The following is a 24679-nucleotide window of genomic DNA, read 5'->3' on the forward strand; positions in this document are numbered from 1 at the left end:
GTGCTAGATTGGGTTCCCCCCCGCGAGCCCAGCGTGGACGGAGCGTGCGCGGCACCCTCCGTCACTGTCGCGCGCCCGCGCCTCCGCCCCGCCCCTGCCGGTGAAACCATGCGCTCCGCCGATCCCACAGCCCTCTGGGACACCATCCGACTGGGCCTGTCCAAGCAGCTGCCCGAGGCCAGCTTCAAGGAGTGGATCGCGCCCTGCGAGCCCCTGAAGGTCGCGGATGGCGCGCTGTGGATCCAGGTCCCCAGCGCGGCCGCCAAGCTCTGGATCGAGCAGCAGCTGCCCGAGGAGTTCAACGACGCCTTGGCCCAGGGGGGCCTGGCGGATCTGCGCCTGGAATTCCACATCAATGGCGCCCCGGCGCTGGAGCCGAAGGCGCCCCCGAAGAAGGCCGCCACCACGGCTTCCGCGGGTCCGGTCGAGACGTCGGTCTCCTTCCCCCACCTCTTCAACCGCTACACGCTGGACCGCTTCGTGGTGGGGCCCGGCAGCCAGCTGGCTTTTGCCGCGGCCAGGGCGGTGGTGGACAGCTTCGGCAAGGCCGCCACGCCCCTCAGCATGAACCCGCTGTTCATCTACGGGGGCGCCGGGCTCGGCAAGACGCACCTGATGGTCGGCATCGGCAAGGGCCTGCTGGAGCGCGATCCCAAGCTGCGCGTGGTCTACCTCAAGGTGGACAACTTCTTCAACGAGCTCACCGTGGCCATCCGGGCCAAGAACACCGAGCCCATGCGGAAGAAATACCAGCAGAACGACGTGCTGCTGCTGGACGACGTGCAGACTCTGGGGAAGATGGAGCGCACCCAGGAGGAGATCTTCCACATCCTCGAACACCTGCTGCAGCACGGGAAGCAGATCGTCATCACCTCGGACAAGCCCCCCCAGCGGCTGGAGGGCTGCCACGAGCGCCTGATCACGCGCTTCAAGTGGGGCCTGACGGCGGACATCCAGCCCCCGGACTTCGAAACCAGGATCGCGATCCTGAAGAAGAAGCTGGAGGACGTGGATTTCCGGCACGTCCCCACCATCCCCGAGGACGTCCTCACCTTCATCGCCCACAAGGCGAAGGGCAGCGTGCGCGACCTGGAGGGCTTCCTCACCCGGGTCATCTTCCAGGCCAGCCTCATCGGGGTGCCCCCCTCGCTGGAGGTGGCCCACGCCGCGTTCCAGGGCCAGAGCGGCGAGGAGCCGACCGCGCCCGTCCATCCGGATCGCATCTACCGCATGACGGCCGAGACCTTCAATGTGTCCTTCGTGGACCTCATGAAGAAGCGGTCCCGCCAGCAGGCCATCCTCCTCCCGCGCCAGGTGGCCATGTATCTCGCACGGGAGATCGCCTCCCTGCCCTTCGCGGACATCGGACGGGCCTTCAACATGCACCACTCCACCGTGATGAACGCCATTGATTCCGTCCGGGACCGCATGAAGCGCGATCCCGAATTCCACAAGATGGTCCAGGCACTCCTCAACAGCATCCACTGATTTGATTGGTATTGCGTCCTTATGCACAGACTCGGTCCCGATGGGATCCACAATGCCACCGCCAAGCGGGTTCCGGGGCTCGCCAGACCCGCTGTTCCGCGGGGTTCCAGGGGCTTTCCACAGCCTGTCCCGGGCAGTGAAACTCCGGTAGGATAGGACTTTGACTCGCCTTTCCACAGGTTGCCCAGGTCCTCAGCATCATCAAGGGTGATTCATGAATCTTCAGTTACAGGTTTCCAAGGATCGTCTGGACCGGACACTGGGTCTGCTGAAGCATGCCCTCGACCGCCGGGTAACCCTTCCGATCCTTCAGCACATCCTCGTGGACGTCCGCCCCAAGGAAGTGGTCCTGAAGGCCACGGACATGGAACTGGCCTTCGAGGCCACCGTGCCCGGTGAGGGGCAGGGCGAATGGACCATGGCCGTTCCGGGCAAGAAGTTCATCGAGACCGTGCGGGTCTTCCCCGAAGGCATCCTGAGCCTCGAGTGCCCCGACGCCGGTGGCCGCCTCTGGCTGCGGGCCAAGGGCATGAACTCCGAGCACAACATCCAGCCTGGCGAGGGCTTCCCCGAGCTTCCTGCACCGAGCAAGGAACTTCCGGTGGTGAAGATCCCCGTGCTCCGCTTCAAGCGGGCCATCCAGCTGGGTTCCATCGCGGTCAGCAAGGATGCCACCAAGCCCACCCTGTCGGCCGTGCTGGTACACCTGTCCAAGCACCACGTCCGCGTGGTCTCCACCGATGGCTTCCGCCTCGCGGTGGCCGAGGTGCCCTGCGACACGAAGCTCAAGGATGAGGTCCGCCTCATCGTGCCCAAGAGGGCCCTGGACCTGATCCCCACGCTGCTGGGCGATGAGGGCGAGGTGGAGCTCTGCTGGGACGGCACGACGCTGTTTCTGGATCAGCCCGGCCTGAAGTTCAGCACCCGCCTGGTGACCGGCAACTACCCCGCCTACGAGAAGGTGCTACCCGCCGAGTTGCCCAAGCGCGTGATCATGGACCGCGAGGTCTTCCTGCGAACCCTGCGTTTCGTGGGCCTGAAGAAGGACGACTACAACAAGAACGTGCGGCTGTTCTACGAATTCCCCAACCTCCGCACCGTATTCCAGCACCCCGACGAGGGCGTGAACCAGGCCACGCTGCCGTTCACGGGCGAGGAGCACCCCTTCGAGCTGGCCTTCAACATCGACTACCTCACGGAGCTGCTGGAGCGGCTGCCCGGCGAAGAGGTGGTCTACCAGTTCAAGGACGAGGTGGGGCAGGGCGTCTTCATGTCCCCCAGCCTCGAGGACTTCAGCTTCCGCTACGTCCTCATGCCCGTCCGCTTCGCCAACAGCGCCACCGCCTGAGCCGCGCTGGAACACCGCACTTCACCGTACCCAACCAAGTGAGTCTTGATGTCTGAAGAAGTCCTTAGCGCACGCGTGCACACCCCCCTGGAAACCGACAGCTACACCGCCGACAACATCACGGTTCTGAGAGACCTCGAGGCCGTCCGCAAGCGGCCCGGCATGTACATCGGCGATACCGACGATGGCAGCGGCCTCCACCACATGGTCTACGAGGTCGTGGACAACTCCGTGGACGAGGCCCTGGCGGGCTTCTGCAAGCGCGTGGACGTGATCCTGCACGGCGACGGCAGCTGCACGGTGGAGGACGACGGCCGCGGCATCCCCGTGGACATCCACAAGGAGGAGGGCCGCAGCGCCGCCGAAGTGATCATGACCGTGCTCCACGCCGGCGGGAAGTTCGACAATACGAACACCGACGGGAAGAACGCCTACAAGGTGTCCGGCGGCCTCCACGGCGTGGGCGTGTCCTGTGTGAATGCGCTGTCCTCCAAGCTCTGGCTGACGGTCTGGAAGGACGGCCAGGAATACGCCATGACCTTCTCCCAGGGCAAGGCGGACGCCCCCCTGCGGAAGGTCGGCCCCACGGCCCGGCGCGGCACCCGCGTGAAGTTCCAGCCTGATCCGGAAGTGTTCAACAATGTCCTCGAGTTCAGCTTCGAGACCCTGAGCCAGCGCCTCCGCGAGCTGAGCTACCTGAACCAGGGCGTCCACATCCGCATCACGGACGAGCGCACCGGCGACACCCACGACTTCGTCAATGCCGGCGGCATCGGCGCCTTCGTGGAACACCTGAACCGCAACAAGGTGGTCCTCCACAAGCCCCCGATCTTCATCAAGGACGAGAAGCAGGACACCACCGTCGAGGTGGCGCTCCAGTGGAACGACTCCTACCAGGAGACGCTGTACTGCTTCACGAACAACATCCGCAACCGCGACGGTGGTGCCCACCTGGAGGGCTTCCGGGCCGCCATGACGCGCGTCATCAACGCCTATGCGGAAAAGAACAACCTGCTGAAGAGCGCCAAGGTGAGCCTTTCCGGCGAGGACGTCCGCGAGGGCCTGACGGCAGTCGTCAGCGCCAAGGTCCCTGACCCCAAATTTTCCAGCCAGACCAAGGACCGCCTCGTCTCCAGCGAGGTGAAGGGCATCGTCCAGACCATCGTCTACGAGAAGCTCTCGAGCTTCTTCGAGGAGAACCCCCGGGAGGCCAAGGCCATCCTGGAGAAGGCCATCGAGGCCGCCCGGGCCCGCGAGGCGGCCCGCAAGGCCCGCGAGTTGACCCGCCGCAAGGGGGCCCTGGACGGCGGTGGCCTGCCTGGCAAGCTGGCGGACTGCCAGGAGAAGGATCCCGCCCTCAGCGAGATCTTCCTGGTGGAGGGCGACTCCGCCGGCGGCAGCGCCAAGCAGGGCCGGCATCGCGCCACCCAGGCCATCCTGCCCCTCAAGGGCAAGGTCCTGAACGTGGAGAAGGCCCGGTTCGACAAGATCCTCAGCCACAACGAACTCCGGGTGCTCATCCAGGCCCTGGGCACGGGCATCGGCAAGGAGGAGTTCAAGGTCGAGAACCTCCGCTACCACAAGATCGTGCTCATGACCGACGCCGACGTGGACGGCTCCCACATCCGCACCCTGCTGCTGACCTTCTTCTACCGGCAGATGCCCGAGCTCGTGGAGCGCGGCCACCTCTACATCGCCCAGCCCCCCCTCTACAAGGTGAAGAAGGGCAAGACGGAGAAGTACCTCAAGGACGAGCGGGCCCTGGAGGAGTTCCTGTTCCAGAAGGCCCTGGACGGCTGGAGCCTCACCCTGCCGGACGGCAGCGAGCACAAGGGCGCCACCCTGGTTCGCGAGATGAAGAAGTGGGGTGAGGTCCAGCAGCTCTACGGCAAGCTCAACCGCCGCGGCTATGCCCGTCCCATCGTGGACGCCCTCCTGGCCGAGGGCCTGCTGGATGCGGATCGGTTCGCCAACCGGGAAGCCCTCGAGCAGCTCTCCGCCGCCATCACCCGGCAGAAGCTCGGCACCTGCGAGATCGAGACCACGGAGGCCGTCGAACTGCCGGCCGAGGGCGAGGATCCGGCCATCACCATCCCCGCCAGCTACCGTCTGCGGGTGGTGCGCATGCACCTGAGCCGTCCCATCACGCTCTGGATCGACGACCAGGTGGCCCACTGGGGCGAGTTCCGCCGCCTGGCCGCCCTCCAGGTCGAGCTGGCCGCCTTCCACGGGGGCGAGCTGCGGCTGCGCCGCCTGAAGGACATCAAGGAGCCCGCCAAGGACAAGGAAGAGGAGGCCGAGGAGGGCCCCACCAAGCTCGGCAAGGAGCAGGTCTTCTCGGACCCGGAAGCCATGCTGGCCATGGTTCTGGACGAAGGCAAGCGGGGCCTGGGCATCCAGCGCTACAAGGGCCTGGGCGAGATGAACCCCGAGCAGCTCTGGGAGACCACCATGGATCCCGAGCGCCGCACCCTGCTGCAGGTCCGGGTGGACGACGCCGTGGAAGCGGACGAGATCTTCACCATCCTCATGGGCGATGCCGTGGAACCCCGGCGCCGCTTCATCGAGACCAACGCCCTCCTGGCGGAGAACATCGACATCTAAGCCGTTGTTTTTCAGGCCTGTCGAGCAGCGTTCCACGTAGAACACCGAAGGACACATGAACCAGAACCGAATCGAGCCGCTGGAAATCGAAAAGGAAATGCGGAAGTCCTACCTGGACTACGCCATGAGCGTCATCGTGGGCCGGGCCCTGCCCGACGTCCGCGACGGCCTGAAGCCCGTCCACCGGCGCGTGCTCTTCGCCATGAAGGAGGCCGGGAACGACTGGAACCGGGCCTACAAGAAGTCCGCCCGCACCGTCGGCGACGTGATGGGTAAGTACCATCCGCACGGCGACTCGGCCATCTACGACACCCTGGTGCGCATGGCCCAGCCCTTCTCCATGCGCCACGTGCTGGTGGATGGCCAGGGCAACTTCGGCTCCATCGACGGCGACTCCGCGGCGGCCATGCGCTACACCGAGGCCCGCCTCTCCCGGCTCGCGGCGGAATTGATGGGCGACATCGACCAGGACACGGTGGATTTCGGGCCCAACTACGACGGCAGCATGGAGGAGCCCCTCGTCCTGCCCTCCCGGTTCCCCAACCTGCTGGTGAACGGCTCCCAGGGCATTGCCGTGGGCATGGCCACCAGCATCCCTCCCCACAACCTGCGGGAGTGCTGTGGCGCCCTGGTGGACCTCATCGACAATCCGGCCCTGGGCATGGATGGGTTGATGGCCCACATCAAGGGCCCCGACTTCCCGGGCGGCGGCATGATGCTGGGGACGGAGGGCGTGCTGGATGCCTACCGCACCGGCCGCGGGCGCTGTGTGGTCCGTGCCAAGTCCCACGTGGAGCAGATCCGGCGGGCAGGGGACCGGGAGCAGATCGTCTTCACCGAGCTGCCCTACCAGGTGAACAAGTCCACCCTGATCGAGAAGATCGCCGAGCTGGTCCGCGACAAGAAGATCGACGGCATCAGCGACCTGCGGGACGAGTCCGACCGCGAGGGCATCCGCCTGGTGGTGGAGCTCAAGAAGAACGAGCCCAGCGACATCGTCCTGAACCAGCTCTACCAGCAGACCCAGCTCCAGAACAGCTTCCCCATCACCATGCTGGCCATCGTGAACGGCCAGCCCCGCGTCTGCACGCTTCGCGAGATCCTGCAGGAGTTCATCGGCTTCCGCCGCGAGGTGGTCACCCGCCGCACCCTGTTCCAGCTGCGGAAGGCCGAGGAGCGCCACCACGTCCTCATGGGCCTCAAGATCGCCCTGGATCACCTGGACGCGGTCATCAAGCTCATCCGCGCCGCCAAGAGCCCCGAAGAAGCCAAGGCCGGCCTCATGGCGGGCGCCTTCGCCACCGCCGCGGCGCTCAAGAAGGATCCCAGCCTCTGCCTGTCGGCCGTGCAGGCCCAGGCCATCCTGGACATGCGGCTCCAACGCCTCACCGGTCTGGAGCGGGAGAAGATCCTCGACGAACTGGCCGAGCTCGAAAAGACCATCGCCAAGCTCAAGGCCATCCTGGCCGACGAGAGCCTGCTTCTGAAGGTGATCAAGGAAGAGCTGCAGCAGGTGGCCGACCAGTTCGGCAACGACCGCCGCACGGAAATCACCGGGTATTCCGGGGAGATCCGGATGGAGGACGTGGTTCCGGACGACCCCATGGTCGTCACCATGTCCAAGGCCGGCTACATCAAGCGCACGGACCTCAACGCCTACCGCCGTCAGCGCCGGGGCGGGAAGGGCAAGGTGGGCATGAAGACCAAGGACGAGGATTTCGTCGAGCAGCTCTTCATGACCAAGGCCCACGACACCCTCATGGCCTTCACCGACAAGGGCATTGTCTATGCCCTCAAGGTTTACGACCTGCCCGAGGCGGCCGCCTCCACGCGCGGCAAGCACATCCGCAACCTCATCTCCCTGAAGGACGGGGAGAACGTGGTGACCCTCATGGCCCTGCGGGACTTCCCCGAGGGCGAATACCTGGTCTTCGCCACCAGCGACGGCACGGTGAAGAAGTCCAGCCTGGCGGCCTACGCCAACATCCGGGCCAACGGCCTCATCGCCCTCAACATCGATGACGACAACCGCCTGGTGACGGTGCGGCGGTCCACGGGCACCCAGCAGATCGTCCTGGCCACGGCCCAGGGCAAGGCCATCCGCTTCCCCGAGGAGGACGTTCGGGCCACCGGCCGCGCCACCACCGGCGTCCGGGGCATGAAGCTGGCGTCCAAGGACCACATCGTGGATATGGAAGTTGCCGACCCCCTGCCGGACCTGCCGGAGGGCGTGGAGCCCGACGAGAGCACCGAGGACCACGGCATGCTGCTGACGGTTTGCGAAAAGGGCTACGGCAAGCGCAGCCTCCTCCAGGACTACCGGCTCCAGGGCCGGGGCGGCACGGGCGTCATCAACATCCGGGCCGGGGTCCGCAACGGCCAGGTGGTGGGCTTCAAGCTGGTCAAGCCCGGGGAAGGGTGCCTCCTCATCAGCCAGGAGGGCATGGTCATCCGCTTCCTCATCGACGAGGTCCGCAAGACGGGTCGCAACGCCCAGGGCGTCGGCCTCCTCAAGCTGGCCAGCGCCGAGGACCGCGTGGTGGGTCTGGCCAAGATCGATGCCAGCGCCATGGCCCTGGACGAGGAGGACGAGCTGACCGAGGCCGAGCTGGCCCACCCGGGTCCCGACGAGGGTGGCGAGCAGCCCAAGCTGTTGTAGCCGACGGTCCTTTCGTCTAACGCAAAGCGGTGCGGACCTGTCCGCGCCGCTTTGCGTTAGAGGTAGGGCGCCCAGTCCCCATCCCGGATCTCCACCGCTTCCCGCTCCAGCCGGGGGAGGCGTTCCACATGGAACACATAGGCCCAGGCGTGGTACCTTTGGCCCCCCTCCAGGACCACGGGCAGGATCTCCCGGGTGAAGAGCCCCTCCTCCACGCCCTCCAGGGGGTCGAGGTCCGCCAGGGCGGAATCGAGGTCGGCGAGGTCCTCGTAGCCCACGAAATCGCCCCGCACCCAGCCGGGACCGGAGGGCGGGGCGCCGGGTTCCGTCCCGGGCACCAGGGCAGGGTAGCCCGCCGGGAGGTGGAACAACCGCCCCGCCACCCAGGCCCGGGTGAGGCCTTCCGGGTGCGTGCGCTGCAGCCAGGCGTGGTTCGACCCACCCTCCCGCAGCGTTCCATAGACGAACAGCCCATCGGCCTCGGCCATCATGCCCCCCTAAAAACATACCGCCAAAACGCGAGGCGTCTTGGCGGCGGGAGGAGGTCGAAACGGGTTATTCGGGGATCGGGAACTGGTCGGTCAGGTGGAAGACCTCCTGGCGGACCCGGGCGAAGGTGCTCTCGTCGGCCCGGTGGCGCAGCGTCACGTCGAAGAAGCGGGCGATCTGATCCATCTCCTCCTCCTTCATGCCCCGGGTGGTGAGGGCGGGGCTGCCCAGACGGATGCCGGAAGGCTTGAGGGGAGGGTTGGGGTCGAAGGGGATGCCGTTTTTGTTGGTGGTCATGCCGGCGCGGTGGAGGCAGTCCTCGGCCTCGTGGCCCAGCAGGCCGTGGTCGCGCAGGTCCACCAGGAAGAGGTGGTTGTCCGTGCCGCCGCTGACGATGCGCCAGCCGCGCTCCTGGAGGCCCTTGGCCAGGGCGTGGGCATTGCGGATCACCTGCCCACTGTAGGCCTTGAAATCAGGCTGTTGGATCTCGTGGAGGGCCACTGCCTTGGCGGCGATGACGTGCATGAGGGGGCCGCCCTGGACGCCGGGGAAGACGGCGCGGTCGAGATCCTTGGCGTATTGGGACTTGCAGAGGATCATGCCGCCGCGGGGGCCGCGCAGGGTCTTGTGGGTGGTGGTGGTGACATAATCCGCGTGGGGCACGGGGTTCGGGTGGTGTCCGGTGGCGACCAGGCCGGCGATGTGGGCCATGTCCACCATCAGCAGGGCGCCCACCTCGTCGCAGATCTCGCGGAAGCGCTTGAAGTCCCAGGTGCGGCTGTAGGCGGAGGCGCCCACCACGATCATCTTGGGGCGGTGCTGCAGGGCCAGGGCGCGGACTTCGTCCATGTCCACCCGCTCGTCCTCCTGGCGCACGTGGTAGGGCACGAACTTGTAGAGGATGCCGGAGCTGTTCAGGGGGTGGCCGTGGGTGAGGTGGCCGCCGTGGGCGAGGTCGAGGCCCATGACCGTGTCGCCGGGCTTCAGGGCCGCGAGGTAGACGGCCATGTTGGCCTGGGCGCCACTGTGGGGCTGCACGTTGGCATGCTCGGCGCCGAAGATCTGCTTGGCGCGGTCGCGGGCCAGGTTCTCGATGATGTCCACCTGGCTGCAGCCGCCGTAGTAGCGCTTGCCCGGGTAGCCTTCTGCGTACTTGTTGGTGAAGTGGGAGCCCATGGTTTGCATGACGGCGCGGGAGGCGTAGTTCTCCGAGGCGATGAGTTCCAGGTGGTGCCGCTGGCGCTGGACCTCCAGCTCCAGGGCCTGGAACACAGCGGGGTCGGAGGTTCGGATCACTTCATACATGGCGGGGGCTCCCGGGTGATGCCCCTATCCTAGCGGCTGGGGGCCTTTGCGGGGCGCGCTGTTCGTGAGCGGGATCACAGGTCGGCGGCGTGTGAGACACTGGAGGGCCGGAGTTCTCATGCCCTTCCTGCCGCCCCACGATGGTCCCGAACTGGAGCGATTCGAGCATCCCCTGGCCAGCCGCTATGCCAGCAAGGCCATGGTGCGCCTGCTCTCGCCCCTCTACCGCCAGCGCGTGTGGCGGCGCCTCTGGATCGCCCTGGCCGAATCCGAGTCCGAGCTGGGTCTGCCCGTGACGGCCGCGCAGATCGCCGAGCTGAAGGCCAGCCAGGACGACGTGGATTTCGACGCCATCGCGCGCCACGAAGCCGCCCTGCGCCACGACGTGATGGCCGCCATCCACGCCTGGGGCGAGCAGGCGCCGGGCGCGCGGCCCATCATCCACCTGGGGGCCACCAGCTGCTTCGTCACGGACAACGGCGACCTGCTCATCACCCAGGAGGCGCTGCAGCTGCTGCGCCGCCGCCTGCAGGACGTGCTCGCCGCCCTGGCGGCCTTTGCGGCCCAGTGGCAGGATCAGCCCACCCTGGGCTTCACCCACTTCCAGCCCGCCCAGCCCACCACCGTGGGCAAGCGGGCCTGCCTGTGGCTGCAGGATCTCCTCCTCGATCTGGAGGACCTGGACCACGTCATCGCCACCACCCCGGTCCGCGGCGTGAAGGGCGTGACCGGCACCCAGGCCACCTTCCTGGAATTGTTCGAAGGGGATGGCGCCAAGGTCGAGGAGCTGGAGCGGCGCTTCTGCGCCAAGGTGGGCTTCCCCGCGATCCCCGTCTGTGGCCAGACGGCCACGCGCAAACTGGAAGACCGCGTCGGCCAGGTGCTCTGCGGCATCGCCGCCAGCGCCTCCAAGTTCGCCTGCGACCTGCGCCTGCTCCAGCATTTGAAAGAGGTGGAGGAACCCTTCGAGACCAAGCAGATCGGCTCGTCGGCCATGCCCTACAAGCGCAACCCCATGCGCAGCGAGCGCATCAACAGCCTGGCGCGCTTCGTCCTGGGGCTCATGCCCAGCAGCTACCAGACCACGGCCACCCAGTGGATGGAGCGCACCCTGGATGACTCGGCCCATCGCCGCCTCACCATCAGCCAGGGCCTGCTGGCGGTGGACGCCATCCTGGTGCTGCTCAAGAACGTGGCCTCGGGGCTGGTGGTGAACCCCCGGATGATCGAGGCCCGCCTCATGAGCGAGCTGCCCTTCATGGCCGCCGAGGTGATGCTCATGGAGGGCGTGAAGCGCGGTGGGGATCGGCAGGACCTGCACGAGGCCTTCCGCGTGGCCTCCCTGGAGGCCGGCCGGCGCATCAAGCAGGAGGGGCGTCCCAACGAGCTGCTCTCTCTGCTGGCGGCGGATCCCGCCTGGGCCATGGACGAGGCCGAGCTGACCACCCTCCTGGATGCCGCCCGGTTCACGGGCCGGGCCGGCGAGCAGGTGCGCCAGTTCCTGGCCGGCCCCGTGGCCGGGGCCCTGAAGGGCCATGTCCCGGCGGACGAAGCCGCCGTCCGCGTCTGAGATCGAAAGGTATTCCATGCTGAAACTTGCCGTCATCGGCGCCCAGACGCTCCTGGGGCGCGAACTCGTCAACGCCCTCGAGGCCCGCGAGGCCTCTGTGGTGCCCCTCTCCATCGGCGCCCTCACGGTGGAGGAGGAGGTCGGCGACCTGGTGGTCTTTGCGCCCAGCAGGCTGCTCCTGGAGGGGCTCGATGCCGTCCTCCTGGCGGACACGCCCGACCTCGATCTGCTCGAGGGCTTCCCGGGCCGCATCCTGGACCTGCGGGCCGAGCCCGAGGCGCGCATCGATCCCATGCCCCTGGCCGGGCCCTGGCCCCAGGGCGCCAAGTCCCTGCGGGGGCGCCCCGCCCTGGAACAGGTGCTGGCCCTGCTGCCCAGCCTGCTGGAGGGCCTGGGCGACGTGGGCGGCACCCACCTGCGCTCCGTGGCCTGGATGGGGGACCGGGGCCTGGAGGGCCTGGTCGAGCAGACCCTGGCCGTGCTCAACGGCGAGGACCCCGATCTGAAGAAGCTGGGCTACCGCCAGGCCTTCGAGGTGGTACCCGTGACGCCCACCGTGGGGAAGGGGCGGCTCATGGAGATCCGCGTGCCCTCCTTCCATGGCGACCTGATGATCCTGCAGGTGCGCGCCCTGGACGGGCAATCGCTGGCGACGAAGGAGGCCCCCGCCGGCGTGAAGTGGGTGGACGCCGCGCCCAGCTCCCGCGACGTGGCCGTCAGCCCCGAGCTGCTGGCCCACCTGGACCTCACCAGCGACGGGAAGGCCGCCGTCCTCACCCTGGGCTTCGACCCCGTGCTCTGGGGCGTGCTGCGGCCCACCATGCGGGTCTTGGGTTTGATGTAGGGAGCCCCATGGCCAAGAAGCTCGACGAACCCCAGGAACGCGGCGACTTCTTCAAGTCCCTGGGGACCCTGTTCGCCGGTTTCGTGGCCAACCGGGTCGAGGATGCGGTGACGGGCCTGGGGCCCAAGCTGCTGCGGCCGCCCGGGGCCCTGGACGAGTTCGAGTTCCTGACCAAGTGCACCCGCTGCGACCGCTGCATGCGGGCCTGCCCCGAGAACGCCATCCTGGTGGCGGCGCCCTCGGCGGGACTGGCGCTGAAGACACCCTACATCGATCCCCGCAGCGTCCCCTGCTTCCTCTGCACCACGCTGCCCTGCATCGCCGAGTGCGACGACGGCGCCCTGGTCTGGCCGACCTTCAAGAAGGCCGACGGCACGGTGATCGAGGGCCCGAAGGCCGTCCGCATGGGCACCGCCCGCGTGAAGCCAAGCCAGTGTGTCACCTGGGACACCCTGGAGCGGGAGGCCCGCGCCTGCCGCATCTGCGTGGACCGCTGCCCCTACCCCGAGGAGGCCATCCGCATCGCGCCCTCCGCCGAAGGCGAGACCATCGGCCACCCCATGGTGGAGGCCGATGTCTGCACGGGCTGCGGTCTCTGCGTCTTCGCGTGCCCGGCGGAACCGACCGCCATCGTGGTGGAGCCACGGCGGGACTGATCAGGCGATGCTGATGCCCTCGAATCCCGCCACCTCGTGGGCGTTGAAGCTGGAGCGCACCAGGGGAGCTGGTGGCGGGTGGGGCGCAGGTACCGGCCCCGGGTGAGGATGTCCACCTTGGCTTTAGCCGGGCTTCGAAGGTCTGCATCAGCTTGGCCTCGGCCCCACCAAGTCCGAGCATGAGATCGCTCTTGGTGTCGTAGGCCGGGCGCTTTGACAACCTGATCCCAAGCCCCCGATCTGTGCCACCGGCATTCGTTCAGTGATCGTCTTCGGTCAGAATCTCAACCCGCTTCTGGGGACCCGCCCCGGTCAAGAATCGAAAGGGGGCGCTCGAATCTCTATCCATTGAAAACGGTTGATTTGGGCGCTCGAAACCATCCGCCTGTAACCAAGTCTTCCCGGTGGGAGTCTAATTGACTGGAGGTTCGGCCATGAAAACCCTGTTTGGCACTCTGGCGATAGCAGCAAGCCTGGCGATCCTTCCTCTCAAGTCGGCTTCCCGCGATCAGGACAAGGCTCCGGCAAGGCCCAGCCCCGAAGCGAGTGAGCCATCCACCCAGGCCCCGGCTGAGCCGCCGCCGCCCCCCCCGGCCGTGCTTCCCGCGCCTCCGCCAGGCGCCACGCCAGCTCCGCGGCAGGAAAAGCCCGCGGACGCCGGTCAGTGGGTCCACACCGAGCAGTACGGCTGGGTGTGGATGCCCTACGGGGACCGGTACACCAACCTGCCGCCAGACGGGGGTACCCCGCACATGTACGTGTACTACCCGGAGGCCGGCTGGTGTTGGGTCGTGGCGCCTTGGCTATGGGGCTGGGGGCCCATGCCCTACTTCGGGGTGTGGGGCCCGCGGTACTACGGCTGGTATGGGGTCGGGTTGGGCCACTGGTATGGCTACTCCGGAAGGTACGCCTACTGGGGTGACCGCGCCTATTGGCATGGCGGGCGTTGGAATGGGGTCGACAGGTCCTATGACCACGGGGCCCGGGGGAGCTACGGTCGAGGAGGCGGATTCTGGGGTGGTGGCGGTCATTCGCGGGGATTGACGCCCGGTTGGCGTCGCTGAACCGTGCAGCCAGCACTACCGAGTTCTCGACGCCCTACGCGATGCTGATGCCCTCGAATTCCGCCACCTCGTGGGCGTTGAAGCTGGAGCGCACCAAGGGGCCGGCGTAGACGGTGGTGAAGCCGAAGGCCTTGGCCTTCTGGCCCAGGGCGGCGAATTCGTCCGGGTGCACGTAGCGCTTCACGGGGAGCTGGTGGCGCGTGGGGCGCAGGTACTGGCCCAGGGTGAGGATGTCCACCTGGGCCTTGGCCAGGGCTTCGAAGGTGGAGAGCAGCTCGGACTCGGTCTCGCCAAGCCCGAGCATGAGACCGCTCTTCGTGCGGAAGGAGGTGCCGTACAAGGCCTTCCCCATCTCCTTCGCGTGCGACAGCACGCGAAGCGACCGCTCGAACCTCCCCGCGGGCCGCACCTCAGCGTAGAGGCTCGGCACGGTCTCGGTGTTGTGGTTGAACACGGTGGGCCCGGCGGCCACCACCCGGGCCACGGCCTCCAGGTCGCCCAGGAAGTCGGGCACCAGCACCTCTACGCCCACGCCGGGATTGCGGCGCTTGATGGCCAGCACCGTCTCGGCGAAGTGGGCGGCCCCGCCGTCCGGCAGGTCGTCGCGGTTCACGCTGGTGAGCACCGCGAAGCGCAGCTGCATGGCCGCCACCCGCTCCGCTGTTTCGGAGGGCTCCTGCGGATCCAGTAGCCGCGGCTTGCCGCTCTGGATGCTGCAGAAGCCGCAGGCCCGGGTGCAGACATCGCCCATGAGGAGGAAGGTGGCGGTGCCGTTCGTGAAGCAGTGGGTGCGGTTGGGACAGCGAGCCTCTTCGCAGACCGTGTGCAGGTGGGAGTCCCGCAGGTCGCGCTTCATGCCGTGCAGGTCGGCGAGGTTCACCCGCTCCTTGGTGATCCACTCGGGGAGGCGGGGGTGGCCTGCCAGCACTTCGCGACCGACGCGCTTTGAGAAACGGGCCATTCGGACTCCTGATCTTCCAGTTTCCCGTAGCATTCAGGAATGTCCAAGCCGCTTTCCAGGTTGCTGCGCCGGGAGCAGTGGGCCTTCCTGGCCCGGGACCGCTCCGCCTGGGGCGAGCACCTGGCGCGGGTGCGCGCCTTCCTGGGCGAGGGCCTCCAGGCGGCGGATCCCTCCCGGCCCGTGCTCATCCTGGGGGCCGGCCCGGGGCTGGAGGTGCCCTGGGCCCTGGCGCCACCGGGCACCACGGGCTGGGATGCGGATCCCTGGAGCCGGGTCTGGACGGCCCTGCGCCACCGCCGCTGGGCGCCCTGGGTCTTCGCGGACCTGACGGGCGGTCTGGCGGAGCTGGAGACCACGGCCCGCCGGGCGGCCCGGGAATCCTGGACGGGCCGGCGCCGGGATCCCGAGGTCGCGGCCCTGCGCCTGGCGGGGCTCCTGCCCTCCCTGCAGCCGGACCCAGTGCCCCTGCGGGCCTGGATCGACGCGCACCGCCCGGGCACCATCCTGGTGGCCAATGTCATGGGCCAGTTCGGCGTGGTGGCGGAACGCCTGGTGGAAGCCGCCTTCCCCCAGCCGCCCTGGGAGGCGGATCCAGAGCGTCCCGATCCCCTGGCCACGGCCCTGGAAGCCTGGACGGGCCGGGCCATCCGGGCCTTCCTGGGGACGCTGGCGGCCAGCGGCGCGGACCTGTGGCTGGTGCATGACCGGGCCGTGGTCTTCAGCGGCGGGGACCTGGATCTGGGGCCCTGGGACGGCGATTGGTGCCGCCAGCTGCGCTCGCCGGGAACGCCCATCGAGGCCAGTGACGCGCTGGCGGGCCTCGAGGTGCCCCCGCTGCTGACCGGAAGCAGACTCTGCCTGGCCCACCGGGAGCGGTGGCTCTGGCCCGTGGGCCGGGGGCAGCGGCACCTCGTTGAGGCGCTGGCCTTCCGCCGCCCGGCATGAGCCGCCTGTGGCGTCAGTCAACCCTTGTCCCCACAGGCGGCCGCAACAGCCATAATGGTTTCCCTTGGAGCGTATCGAGTATGGCGTGGTTGGGTTGGGCGTTGGCGGCGATGGGATTCATGGGCCTCGCCAATCTGGGGATGAAGGCGGCGGGCCTGCGCGGGCTGGAACCGGCGTCGGTGCTCCTCTGGGTGGTGCTGGGCGAGATCCCGGTGGCCCTGGCCTACTGGTTCTGGCGCGGCCGGCCCGTGGGTACCGCGGGCGGCGTGGCCTGGGGCCTCGGGGCCGGCCTCCTCACGGCCCTGGCCCTGATCCTCCTGAACGAGAGCTTCTCCCGCGGCGCCAAGGCCGCCCTGGCGGTGGGCATCATGAACGCCAACTTCGTGCTGGTGGCCCTCCTGGCTTTCATCCTCTTCCGCGAGCAGCTCCAGCCCTCCAAGCTGGTGGGTCTCGCGGCCACCCTTTCCGGCCTGTGGCTGATGGCCCGATGAACCAGGAACGCTGAACCATGGCCACCTTCCGAAGATTCCTCCTGGGACAGCGCCTCGCCAGCGGGGATTCGTCCCACACCAAGGTCAGCAACGTCATCGGCCTGTCCGTGTTCAGCTCGGACGCCCTCTCCTCGGTGGCGTATGCCACCCAGGAGATCATGGCCAGCCTGTCCAGCAACCTGCACACGGCGGCGGCGGCCGTGACCGTGGCCGCGGTCCATCCGCTCTTCGGCCTGTCGGTGCCCGTGGCCCTCGGCATCGTGGGCCTCCTCGCCATCCTCGGCGTCAGCTACCGGCAGACCATCCTCGCCTATCCCACCGGCGGCGGTGCCTACATCGTGGCCAAGTCCAACCTGGGCGAGCTGGCGGCCCTGGTGGCCGGCTCCAGCCTGCTGCTGGACTACATCCTGACCGTCTCGGTGTCCGTCTCCTCCGGCGTGGCGGCCATCACGGCGGCCTTTCCCCTGCTGGACGGCCACAACGTCTCGCTGACCCTCTTCGCCATCGTGTTCATCGCCCTCGCCAACCTCCGCGGGGTGAAAGAGAGCGGAGCCCTCTTCGCCATCCCCACCTACGGCTTCGTGGCCCTCATGCTGATCCTGCTGGGGGTGGGGACGGTCCGCACCATGGTCGGCGGCGGTCCCACGCCCGTCCAGGCGCAGCAGGCCCTGGAGCACACCCAGCACTTCGGGGGCCTGGCCCTGGTCTGGATCTTCATGCGGGCCTATTCCGCCGGCTGCACCGCGCTGACCGGAGTGGAAGCCGTCTCCAACGGCGTGCAGGCCTTCAAGGACCCCGCCGAGCACAACGCCTCGAAGACCCTGGTCTACATGGTGCTCCTGCTGGGCGTGATGTTCCTGGGCATCACCCTGCTGTCCCAGCGCTTCGGCATCGCCTACCAGCACAGCACCGACCCCAGCGTCGTGGCGGAAACCCTGCTGTCCAAGCTGGCCAAGGCCATCTACGGCGACGTCAGCCACGGCCTGCCCAAACTGATGTACTACCTGACCCAGACCTTCACCTTTGCCATCCTGGTGGTCGCGGCCAACACCGCCTATGCGGACTTCCCGCGCCTGGCGGCGCTCATGGGCCGGGACAACTACCTGCCCCGCCAGTTCGCCAGCCAGGGCGACCGCCTGGTCTTCTCCAACGGCATCCTGATCCTCACCGCCGTCAGCTGCTTCCTGGTGTGGATCCTCCACGCCAACACGGACCTGCTGCTGCCCCTCTACGCCCTGGGCGTGTTCACGGGATTCACCATCTCCCAGGCGGGCATGGTCGTCCACTGGCTCAGGCTCAAGACCAGCGAGCCCCGCTGGCTGAGCAAGGCCCTCATCAACGGCGTGGGCATGGCCGCCTCGGGCATCGTCATGGTGGACATCGCCATCACCAAGTTCGCCCACGGGGCCTGGCTGGTGGTGGTGCTGATCCCGATGATGGTGTGGCTGTTCCTGCAGATCCACCGGCACTACATCCGGGTGAAGTCCATCCTCGCGGCCAGCCGGGCGGAATTCCTCCCCCACCGCCGGAACCGCGTGGTGGTGCTGGTCTCCGGCATCCACTCGGGGGTCGTCCAGGCCCTGAACTACGCCAAGGTGATCGCCGACCACGGCGAGGTGGAGGCCATCACCGTGGACTTCCCCGACGAGCACGGCCGCGAGAGCGCCGCCCTGGAGCGGCTGCGGTCGGACTGGCCCCGGTACTGCGAGGGCATCCCCCTCCGCGCCATCCGCAGCCCCTACCGCAAGATCGTGGAGCCCATCGTGGATGAGCTCGACCGCATGCGCCGGGTGGAGCCGGAGTACACCATCACCGTGATCCTGCCGGAGTTCGTCACGGGGCACTGGTGGGCCAACCTGCTCCACAACCAGACCGCCTGGCGCATCAAGGGCACCCTGCTGATGAAGCCCAAGACCGTGGTGATCTCCATCCCGTACCACCTGGAGCCCATCATCGAGTGATCAGCGCATCCGTGCGGTGGGCCGGGAGAGCAGCTCCTGGCCGCTGAGCAGTTCGGCCAGGGTCTGGTGGCGGGGGCTCAGGATCATGCAGAGGAAGCTCAACGGGAAGCAGGCCACGGACAGCAGGTGGACCAGGGAGAAGGTCATGCGCCGTTCGGCGGAGTTCTCGGGCAGGGTGACGCCAAAGAGTCCCATCATCGGGGACTGCCCGGCGAGCACCAGCGGGGCCATGAAGAAGACCCACGAGATCGCCAGCAGGTAGGGGAGGACCAGGGGCCAGGCGCCCAGCAGCAGGCGGGCCGGGGGGACGCCCAGGGCCCAGGCGGGCAGGGCCAGGGCCAGGGCCTGCACCAGGAGCAGGAGCAGGGCCTCGGCGGCCTCGACCTTGACCAGGGGCCAGAAGCTGGCGGCGGGTTCCTGATGGCCCAGGGCGGGCTGCGTCGGGGCCGGTGCCTGCGGTGCGAGTTCCCCAGGGCGCTGGAGCTCGTCCAGGCTCACCTCCACAGCCACCGGGGCCACCCGTCCCAGCGCGGGGGCGGTCAGCGAGCGGGGCGGGGGCTCGTACGAGGCCTGGGCCAGGGCGGAGGCCTGGAAGAGCAGGGGGCGGCCCTGGCGGGGCGGAGCCAGGGCCAGGCCGCACTCCGGGCACTCCGCCGCGAGGGGCGACAGGCGGGTCTGGCAGCTGGGACAGAGGCGACGGGTCGGGTTGGCCATCAGAGACCACTATCCGACAAAGCGAGTGGATGGTGAACCGCCGGGGTAAAAGACCCTGTCGTACCTTGCGGCGGCTGTGGGACCATCGGGGGTTCGGGCCAGCTGGCCCACCCCCGATAGCGGCAATGCCCCGGCCCACCAAAGGACCCGCAATGACGACCGGCACTCTGGGTGTCTTTCATCCAAGCACCCGCCTCTACCGTTTCACCATCCTGATCTTCATCAGCCTCCTGGTGCTCGGCAGCTACTTCGCCTACGACAGCATCGGGGCCCTTGAGAATACGCTGATGGCGGAGCTGCACCTGGACCGGAGCACCATCGGGTCGCTTTACACGGCCTATTCCGTGGCCGCCATCGCCATCGTGTTCTTCGGCGGCATGCTCTACGACAAGCTGGGACCCCGCAAGGCCAGCCTGCTTTTCAGCGTGCTGGTGTTCGTGGGGGCGGTCATCGTGGCCGTGGCCAAGGGCAAGTGGATGCTCATTTTTGGGCGCCTGATCTTCGGCGCGGGCTCCGAGTCGCTCATCGTGGTCCAGAGCGCCATCATCAGCCGCTGGTTCAAGGGCAAGGAGATGGCCATGGCCTTCGGCATCGCCCTCACCCTTAGTCGGGTGGGCACGGTGTTCGCCTTCAACACTGAAGAACTCATCGCCGACCATTTCCACAGCTTCCGCGTCGCCCTTTGGGCTGCGGCCCTGCTCTGTCTGTTTTCGGTGCTCTGCAACCTGGTCTTCATTGTCATGGACCGGCACGGGGAGAAGGTGCTCTCCCTCCAGAAGGCCGAGGCCGGCGACAAGATCGTCTTCGCCGACCTCAAGAAATTCACCTCGTCCTACTGGTTCGTGGTGCTGCTCTGCGTGACCTTCTACAGCGCCATCTTCCCCTTCACGGCCCTGTCCTCGGACATGTTCCACGACAAGTGGGGCATTCCCAACGTGACCGTGATGACGGGCAGTTTCCTGTCCAAGGTGTTCTACAACTTCACCCACATGTTCAACACGGCGGGTGGCATCACCAGCATCACCATCGCTGCCTCGATGGTGTTCGCACCCTTTGCCGGTGGCCTTGTGGACCGCATCGGGCGACGGGCCTCCCTGATGGTGGTGGGGGCCCTGATCATGATTCCTGCCCACCTGCTATTGGGGATCACACACTGGAACCCCATTCCCATGATGGCGCTGCTGGGCGTGGCCTTCGTGCTGGTGCCCGCCGCCATGTGGCCCTCGGTGCCCCTGGTGGTGGAGGAGAAGCGCGTCGGCACGGCCTTCGGCCTGATGACCGCCATCCAGAATGGCGGCCTGGCGCTCTTCCCGCTGCTCAATGGTTGGCTGCGGGACAAGACGGGCACCTACACCTCCACCCAGGTCATGTTCGCGGGCCTGGGTGCGGTGGGACTCCTCTTCGCCTTCCTGCTGCTGCGCTCGGATCGGCGCCTGGGGGGCGTTCTCGAGGCGGGCGCCTCAACCAAGGCCTGATGTCGGCCGCAGGGCGCGGCTAGACTGAAACCCGTCCCCTGGAGCAGCCATGACCCGCTGGAGAAGCACCCTCGCATGCCTGGCCGCGGGCCTGGTGTGTCTGGCCGCTCTCCTCCTGCCCGCCGGCTGCGGCCCCCAGGCCTCGGCGCCGCCGCCCGTCCTGGTTCAGGCCGCCGTGCAGGATCCCATCCCGGTCCACGCCCGGGAGACGCTCGCGTACGTCCGGCAGCACGGCTATGCCCCGCCGGGCTATGTGGGCGGGCGGGTCTTCGGGAACTACGAGGGGCAGCTGCCCCGCTACAACGCGAAGCGGAAGCGCATTGAGTACCGCGAGTGGGACGTCCGGCCCCGGGCCGAGGGCAGGAACCGGGGCGCCGAGCGCCTGGTGACGGGGAACGACGGCCGGGCCTGGTACACCGCCGACCACTACCGCAGCTTCCTCGAAGTGAAGTGATGGGCCTGTCCTTTCAGGGGCCGGCCCTGTTCCAACCCTGGCGGGGCACCGCCGGGGACCTGGTGGACGCAGCAGCGGGGCACCCGGCCCTCTGGTGGCTGCGGGGCTCCCGCATGCGCACGCGCCGGGGGCTGATGGACGAGTGGGCCGCGGCCGCGCAGTTTCCGCCCCACTTCGGTGGCACCTGGGACGCCCTGCGGGATGCCCTGGCCGACCTGCCCGAAGGCGGCACCTTCCTGGTCCTGGAGGCGGAACAGCTGCTGCAGGAGGCGCCCCCCGGCGACTTCACGACCCTGGTGGCGGTGCTGGGCGCCGTCCAGGAGGACCTGGCACCCAAGGCCTTCCGGATGGTCCTCCAGGCCGAGGAAGCGGATTTCGACACCCTGGTCTCGGGCCTGCGGGCCATGGGGATCGGCTAGGTCCCGGCGGTCTTCGCCCGGAAGCCGGCCAGGCCACGGAGGGCCTCGGCCCGCACCTTGGTCTGGAACCAGGGCGTCCAGCCCAGCAGGAGTCCCGCGGGGCCGAAGGCCTGGCGGGCCCAGGCCCAGAAGCTGAAGTGGTCCCGGTGGGTACGGATGAGGCCGTCCTCGAGGATGACGGTGGCCTCGATGCGGTTGAGCACGGGCCGCCCGGTACGGGTGAAGGTGTAGCGGGCCTCCCAGCGGGCCCGGACCTCGGAACCGGCTTCTCCTAGCACCTGATGGGTGATCACGAGGTCGGTGGCGCGGGCCAGGAGCATGGCCCACATGGCGCCGGCGGCCTCCCGATCCAGGGGGCCGAAGGCCGGATCCTCGAAGGTGGCGTCGGGGTGGTAGCAGGCGGCCATGGCCGCGGCATCCCGCCGGGCGAAGGCCTCGTAGAAGCGGTCCACCACCAGGGGCTGGGGCATCAGAACTGGGCCTTGAAGGCTTCGAATTCCCTCCGCAGCTCCGCGAGTTCCTCGCGGAGAGAGGAGAGATCGGCCTCCAACTGTTCGATGCGCCCTGCACGGGCGGGCGCGGCATTCGGGGCGGGAGGAACGGCACCACCCGCCTCCACGGGGCCGGACAGCAGGTGTGCCACCCGCGCCTCCCGCGCGCCGGGAACCCGGGCCAGGCGGACCACCAGGGGCGGTTCGGCCTCCATCAGGACCGCCAGGCAGCCCTCCACCTCGTCGAGGTCGGGAAAGGCGTACATGCGGCGGGTGTTGGTGCGCAGCTCGCCCGGGGTCTGGGGGCCGCGCAGGAGCAGCTCCCCGAGGAGGGCCCCCTCCTGCACCGACAGGTTCCAGGTGGGCTTGGCGGTGTGGGCCACCTTCAGCACCCGGCCAGGCCAGTGCTCGGCGAGGCCCCGGGCGATGAGGGCGTCCACGGCTTCCCGGACGTCGGACTCCACCAGGGAAAGCACGGGCTCCCTGTTGCTGGACTGGTTGCAGGCGTTCAGCAAGCCGTTCATGGACAGGGGGTACACATCCGGCGTGCTCAGCTGCTTCTCCAGAAGGCAGCCGAGCACGCGGGATTCCAGGGGGCTCAGGTCGAAGTCGGGCATGGGGCATTATCCACCACCCCAAGCTGTGACTTCGAACCCCTGGTTTTTTATTCGGACCGCCGTATCCTTAACCCATCTCTCGAAAGAGGACACACGCCTCTTAAACGCGGCGGGCCTCTTCTGATGTCGCCCTTCCTTCCCGCCTCCACCTTCGCGGCAGCCACCGCGCCCCACAGGAGCCTTCGATGTCCACCCCATCCGCCCCGCGTCGAGCCCTCTGGGGCGCGGCCGGTTCTCTTAGCCTGCTGCTGGCCCTCGGATTCCAGCCCGCCAAGCCCAAGGCCAGCCCGGTCAAGGCCGCCGGCCTCGGCAAGGAGACCTGCTACCAGTGCCACGACCAGATCCAGACCATGAAGGAGGGCTCGAAGCACGCCAAGCTGGCCTGCACCGTCTGCCATGACGAGCTCGGCAAGCACGTGGACAGCTCGGGCGACGTGAAGCCCGTGACCAAGCTGGATCCCGCCATCTGCGGCAGCTGCCACAAGGACCAGTACCAGAGCTTCTTCAAGGTGAACCTGGAGGGGGGAGCCCGCAAAGAGAAGGGCAATCCCACCGGCCGTTCCCCCATGCAGGACAAGCTGCTGGCGGGCCACGGCTTCACCTTCGAGCACAACGAGCCCCGAGGCCACGCCTTCATGGTGATCGACCAGTTCGTGGTGGACCGCTTCCAGGGCGGGCGCTTCCAGTTCAAGAACGGCTGGAAGGGCATCACCGAAGTCGGCAGGACCTGGGACGTGCTGGTGGACAAGGGACCCCAGTTCAAGCTGCCCGAGACGGCCATGGCCGCCAATCCGACCTGCATGCAGTGCAAGACCTCGGACCACATCCTGGCCTGGAGGTTCATGGGCGACAAGGATGCCAAGGCCCGCTGGGACCGCACCTCCAGCCCCGTGGACGTGGCGAAGGCCACGCACAATCCCGTGGGCTGCATCCAGTGCCACGACCCGCATGGCACCAGGCCCCGCATCGTGCGCGACGCCCTCATCCAGGCCATCGGCCGCGAGGGCGACAAGAACATCTTCGCCAGGAACGGCAAGACCGACCTGAAGGTCGTGGACTTCCGCGACGGCTTCCGCAAGATCGGCCTCATGGAGAAGACCGATTCGCGCATGATGTGCGCCCAGTGCCACGTGGAGTACGCCTGCAACGCGGGCTTCCAGTGGTCCGACAACAAGAAGGTGGGCTACGACGACCAGCGCACCAACCACTTCCCCCTCAAGAACGCCAAGCAGTTGCTGGAGCACTACAAGAAGGTCGACTTCTACGACTTCAGGCACGCCATCACCGGCGCGCGCCTCATCAAGATGCAGCATCCCGAGGCCGAGGCCTTCGCGGGCAGCGTCCATGACAAGGCCGGCATCCAGTGCCACCAGTGCCATATGCCCAAGCAGAAGGGGAAGGACGGGAAGATCTTCTCCACCCATGGTGTGATCCGACCCCTGGCGGATGTGAAGGCCTCCTGCCTGGGCTGCCACCCGAAGGACGGGGTGGACGCGAAGAAGTACGAGATCGAGACCATCCGCAACTACGTGAAGGGCAAGATGCGGAAGTCCGAGTTCTGGATCGGCCGCCTCATCGACACCTATGTCGTCGCCAGACGCGCCGGCGTGGCTGAGGACGTGCTGGCCAAGGCCCGTGAGAAGCACGAGGAGGCCCACGTGCTGTGGGAGTTCTGGACTGCCGAGAACAGCGACGGCTTCCACAACCCCGAGCTGGCCCGCGAGACCCTGACCGGCGCCATCAAGGCCGCGAAGGATGGCGTGGACCTGCTGAACCAGGCCATCGACGCCAAGGGCGCCGCCCCGGCCGTGGCCGCGAAGTAGCACCGCTCCACCCCAGGAAAAGCGGGCCAGCCGGCCCGCTTTTTCGTGCCGGTCGGGAGGCGGGTCCGGCAGGGGCCCGGCCCGGGGGCAGCTCTGCGATCAGGCCCCTCCCGGCGCGCCGGGAATGCGGATCGAGGCCAGAAAAAAACGGCAATAAAATTGCGGTCCAGAGGTTAGACCGGTTGGGATAACCACCATTGAAACCAATGAAAAATTGACGATGGTCACATCAACTATTGAGGCATCGGCCCATAGTGGCTTCCATCCACATGATGCCAACCGCCGATCGTCCCAGCCTGCC

The 24679-nt window shown here is 67.8% G+C and carries 20 protein-coding genes; 14 read left to right on the forward strand and 6 right to left on the reverse strand.

Features of this window, described 5'->3' with window-relative positions:
- The first annotated feature begins 108 nt into the window (after nucleotides 1-108).
- The 4 genes from dnaA to gyrA all read left to right on the forward strand — a co-directional run bounded on the left by dnaA (nucleotide 109) and on the right by gyrA (nucleotide 8099).
- Nucleotides 109-1488, forward strand: coding sequence for a chromosomal replication initiator protein DnaA (gene dnaA / locus QOZ81_RS00005; protein ID WP_291203524.1), 1380 nt, complete (start codon nucleotides 109-111; stop codon nucleotides 1486-1488).
- Nucleotides 1489-1702: 214 nt separating this feature from the next.
- A complete protein-coding gene (gene dnaN, locus QOZ81_RS00010) occupies nucleotides 1703-2836 on the forward strand; it encodes a DNA polymerase III subunit beta (RefSeq protein ID WP_291203522.1) in 1134 nt (377 codons plus the stop codon).
- A 48-nt stretch (nucleotides 2837-2884) separates the two neighbouring features.
- Nucleotides 2885-5440, forward strand: coding sequence for a DNA topoisomerase (ATP-hydrolyzing) subunit B (gyrB, locus tag QOZ81_RS00015; protein WP_291203519.1), 2556 nt, complete (start codon nucleotides 2885-2887; stop codon nucleotides 5438-5440).
- Nucleotides 5441-5495: 55 nt separating this feature from the next.
- Complete coding sequence (gyrA, locus tag QOZ81_RS00020; RefSeq protein WP_291203516.1) at nucleotides 5496-8099, forward strand: DNA gyrase subunit A; 2604 nt, start codon at nucleotides 5496-5498, stop codon at nucleotides 8097-8099.
- Between the two features lie 56 nt (nucleotides 8100-8155).
- Here gyrA and QOZ81_RS00025 read toward each other — a convergent pair whose 3' ends face one another.
- Nucleotides 8156-8587 carry a gamma-glutamylcyclotransferase family protein gene (locus QOZ81_RS00025; RefSeq protein WP_291203513.1) on the reverse strand — a complete coding sequence of 144 codons (432 nt, stop codon included), beginning with the start codon at nucleotides 8585-8587 and terminating at the stop codon, nucleotides 8156-8158.
- Between the two features lie 67 nt (nucleotides 8588-8654).
- Entirely contained in the window at nucleotides 8655-9893 is a 1239-nt protein-coding gene (gene glyA, locus QOZ81_RS00030; protein ID WP_291203511.1) for a serine hydroxymethyltransferase, read from the reverse strand.
- 118 nt (nucleotides 9894-10011) lie between these two features.
- Here glyA and purB point away from each other — a divergent pair, with 118 nt between their 5' ends.
- The 3 genes from purB to QOZ81_RS00045 are packed head-to-tail and all read left to right on the forward strand — an operon-like array spanning nucleotide 10012 to nucleotide 12963.
- Nucleotides 10012-11463: an adenylosuccinate lyase gene (gene purB / locus QOZ81_RS00035; RefSeq protein ID WP_291203508.1), complete on the forward strand. Its 1452-nt coding sequence runs from the start codon at nucleotides 10012-10014 to the stop codon at nucleotides 11461-11463.
- Between the two features lie 16 nt (nucleotides 11464-11479).
- Complete coding sequence (locus QOZ81_RS00040; RefSeq protein WP_291203505.1) at nucleotides 11480-12307, forward strand: hypothetical protein; 828 nt, start codon at nucleotides 11480-11482, stop codon at nucleotides 12305-12307.
- A gap of 8 nt (nucleotides 12308-12315) precedes the next feature.
- Nucleotides 12316-12963, forward strand: a complete 648-nt coding sequence (locus QOZ81_RS00045; protein WP_291203502.1) for a 4Fe-4S dicluster domain-containing protein — start codon at nucleotides 12316-12318, stop codon at nucleotides 12961-12963.
- 1098 nt (nucleotides 12964-14061) lie between these two features.
- On the opposite strand, the gene lipA is transcribed toward QOZ81_RS00045, so the two are convergent.
- Nucleotides 14062-14988: a lipoyl synthase gene (gene lipA / locus QOZ81_RS00050; protein WP_291203500.1), complete on the reverse strand. Its 927-nt coding sequence runs from the start codon at nucleotides 14986-14988 to the stop codon at nucleotides 14062-14064.
- Between the two features lie 39 nt (nucleotides 14989-15027).
- Between lipA and QOZ81_RS00055 the strand changes: the two genes are divergently transcribed.
- The 3 genes from QOZ81_RS00055 (at nucleotide 15028) to QOZ81_RS00065 (ending at nucleotide 18385) form a co-directional block, all read left to right on the forward strand.
- Nucleotides 15028-15933 (forward strand): hypothetical protein, encoded by a 906-nt coding sequence (locus tag QOZ81_RS00055; protein WP_291203498.1) that lies wholly within the window; start codon nucleotides 15028-15030, stop codon nucleotides 15931-15933.
- 80 nt (nucleotides 15934-16013) lie between these two features.
- Nucleotides 16014-16424 carry an EamA family transporter gene (locus QOZ81_RS00060; RefSeq protein WP_291203495.1) on the forward strand — a complete coding sequence of 137 codons (411 nt, stop codon included), beginning with the start codon at nucleotides 16014-16016 and terminating at the stop codon, nucleotides 16422-16424.
- A gap of 17 nt (nucleotides 16425-16441) precedes the next feature.
- Nucleotides 16442-18385 (forward strand): APC family permease, encoded by a 1944-nt coding sequence (locus QOZ81_RS00065; RefSeq protein ID WP_291203492.1) that lies wholly within the window; start codon nucleotides 16442-16444, stop codon nucleotides 18383-18385.
- On the opposite strand, the gene QOZ81_RS00070 is transcribed toward QOZ81_RS00065, so the two are convergent.
- The gene (locus QOZ81_RS00070) at nucleotides 18386-19099 is read right to left on the reverse strand and encodes a hypothetical protein (RefSeq protein ID WP_291203489.1); all 714 of its coding nucleotides are present in this window, start codon (nucleotides 19097-19099) and stop codon (nucleotides 18386-18388) included. It lies immediately after the preceding gene.
- A gap of 152 nt (nucleotides 19100-19251) precedes the next feature.
- On the opposite strand from QOZ81_RS00070, the gene QOZ81_RS00075 reads away from it, so the two are divergent.
- From QOZ81_RS00075 to QOZ81_RS00085, 3 genes are read left to right on the forward strand one after another with little or no spacing between them, the layout of a single operon-like run.
- Nucleotides 19252-20574, forward strand: a complete 1323-nt coding sequence (locus tag QOZ81_RS00075; RefSeq protein WP_291203487.1) for an MFS transporter — start codon at nucleotides 19252-19254, stop codon at nucleotides 20572-20574.
- Between the two features lie 49 nt (nucleotides 20575-20623).
- Nucleotides 20624-21028 carry a ribonuclease domain-containing protein gene (locus QOZ81_RS00080; RefSeq protein WP_291203484.1) on the forward strand — a complete coding sequence of 135 codons (405 nt, stop codon included), beginning with the start codon at nucleotides 20624-20626 and terminating at the stop codon, nucleotides 21026-21028.
- Entirely contained in the window at nucleotides 21028-21447 is a 420-nt protein-coding gene (locus QOZ81_RS00085; RefSeq protein ID WP_291203482.1) for a barstar family protein, read from the forward strand. The genes QOZ81_RS00080 and QOZ81_RS00085 overlap by 1 nt, the downstream gene beginning before the upstream one ends.
- On the opposite strand, the gene QOZ81_RS00090 is transcribed toward QOZ81_RS00085, so the two are convergent.
- Nucleotides 21444-21917 carry a nuclear transport factor 2 family protein gene (locus QOZ81_RS00090; RefSeq protein WP_291203480.1) on the reverse strand — a complete coding sequence of 158 codons (474 nt, stop codon included), beginning with the start codon at nucleotides 21915-21917 and terminating at the stop codon, nucleotides 21444-21446. The genes QOZ81_RS00085 and QOZ81_RS00090 overlap by 4 nt on opposite strands.
- A complete protein-coding gene (locus tag QOZ81_RS00095) occupies nucleotides 21917-22555 on the reverse strand; it encodes a YceH family protein (RefSeq protein WP_291203478.1) in 639 nt (212 codons plus the stop codon). Before QOZ81_RS00095 ends, QOZ81_RS00090 begins: the two co-directional genes overlap by 1 nt.
- Nucleotides 22556-22740: 185 nt before the next feature.
- Here QOZ81_RS00095 and QOZ81_RS00100 point away from each other — a divergent pair, with 185 nt between their 5' ends.
- On the forward strand, nucleotides 22741-24378 hold the full coding sequence (locus QOZ81_RS00100) for an ammonia-forming cytochrome c nitrite reductase subunit c552 (protein ID WP_291203476.1): 1638 nt from the start codon (nucleotides 22741-22743) through the stop codon (nucleotides 24376-24378).
- Nucleotides 24379-24679 lie beyond the last annotated feature (301 nt).

Source organism: Geothrix sp., assembly GCF_030219325.1.
In the GTDB taxonomy this organism is placed as follows: Bacteria; Acidobacteriota; Holophagae; order Holophagales; family Holophagaceae; genus Geothrix.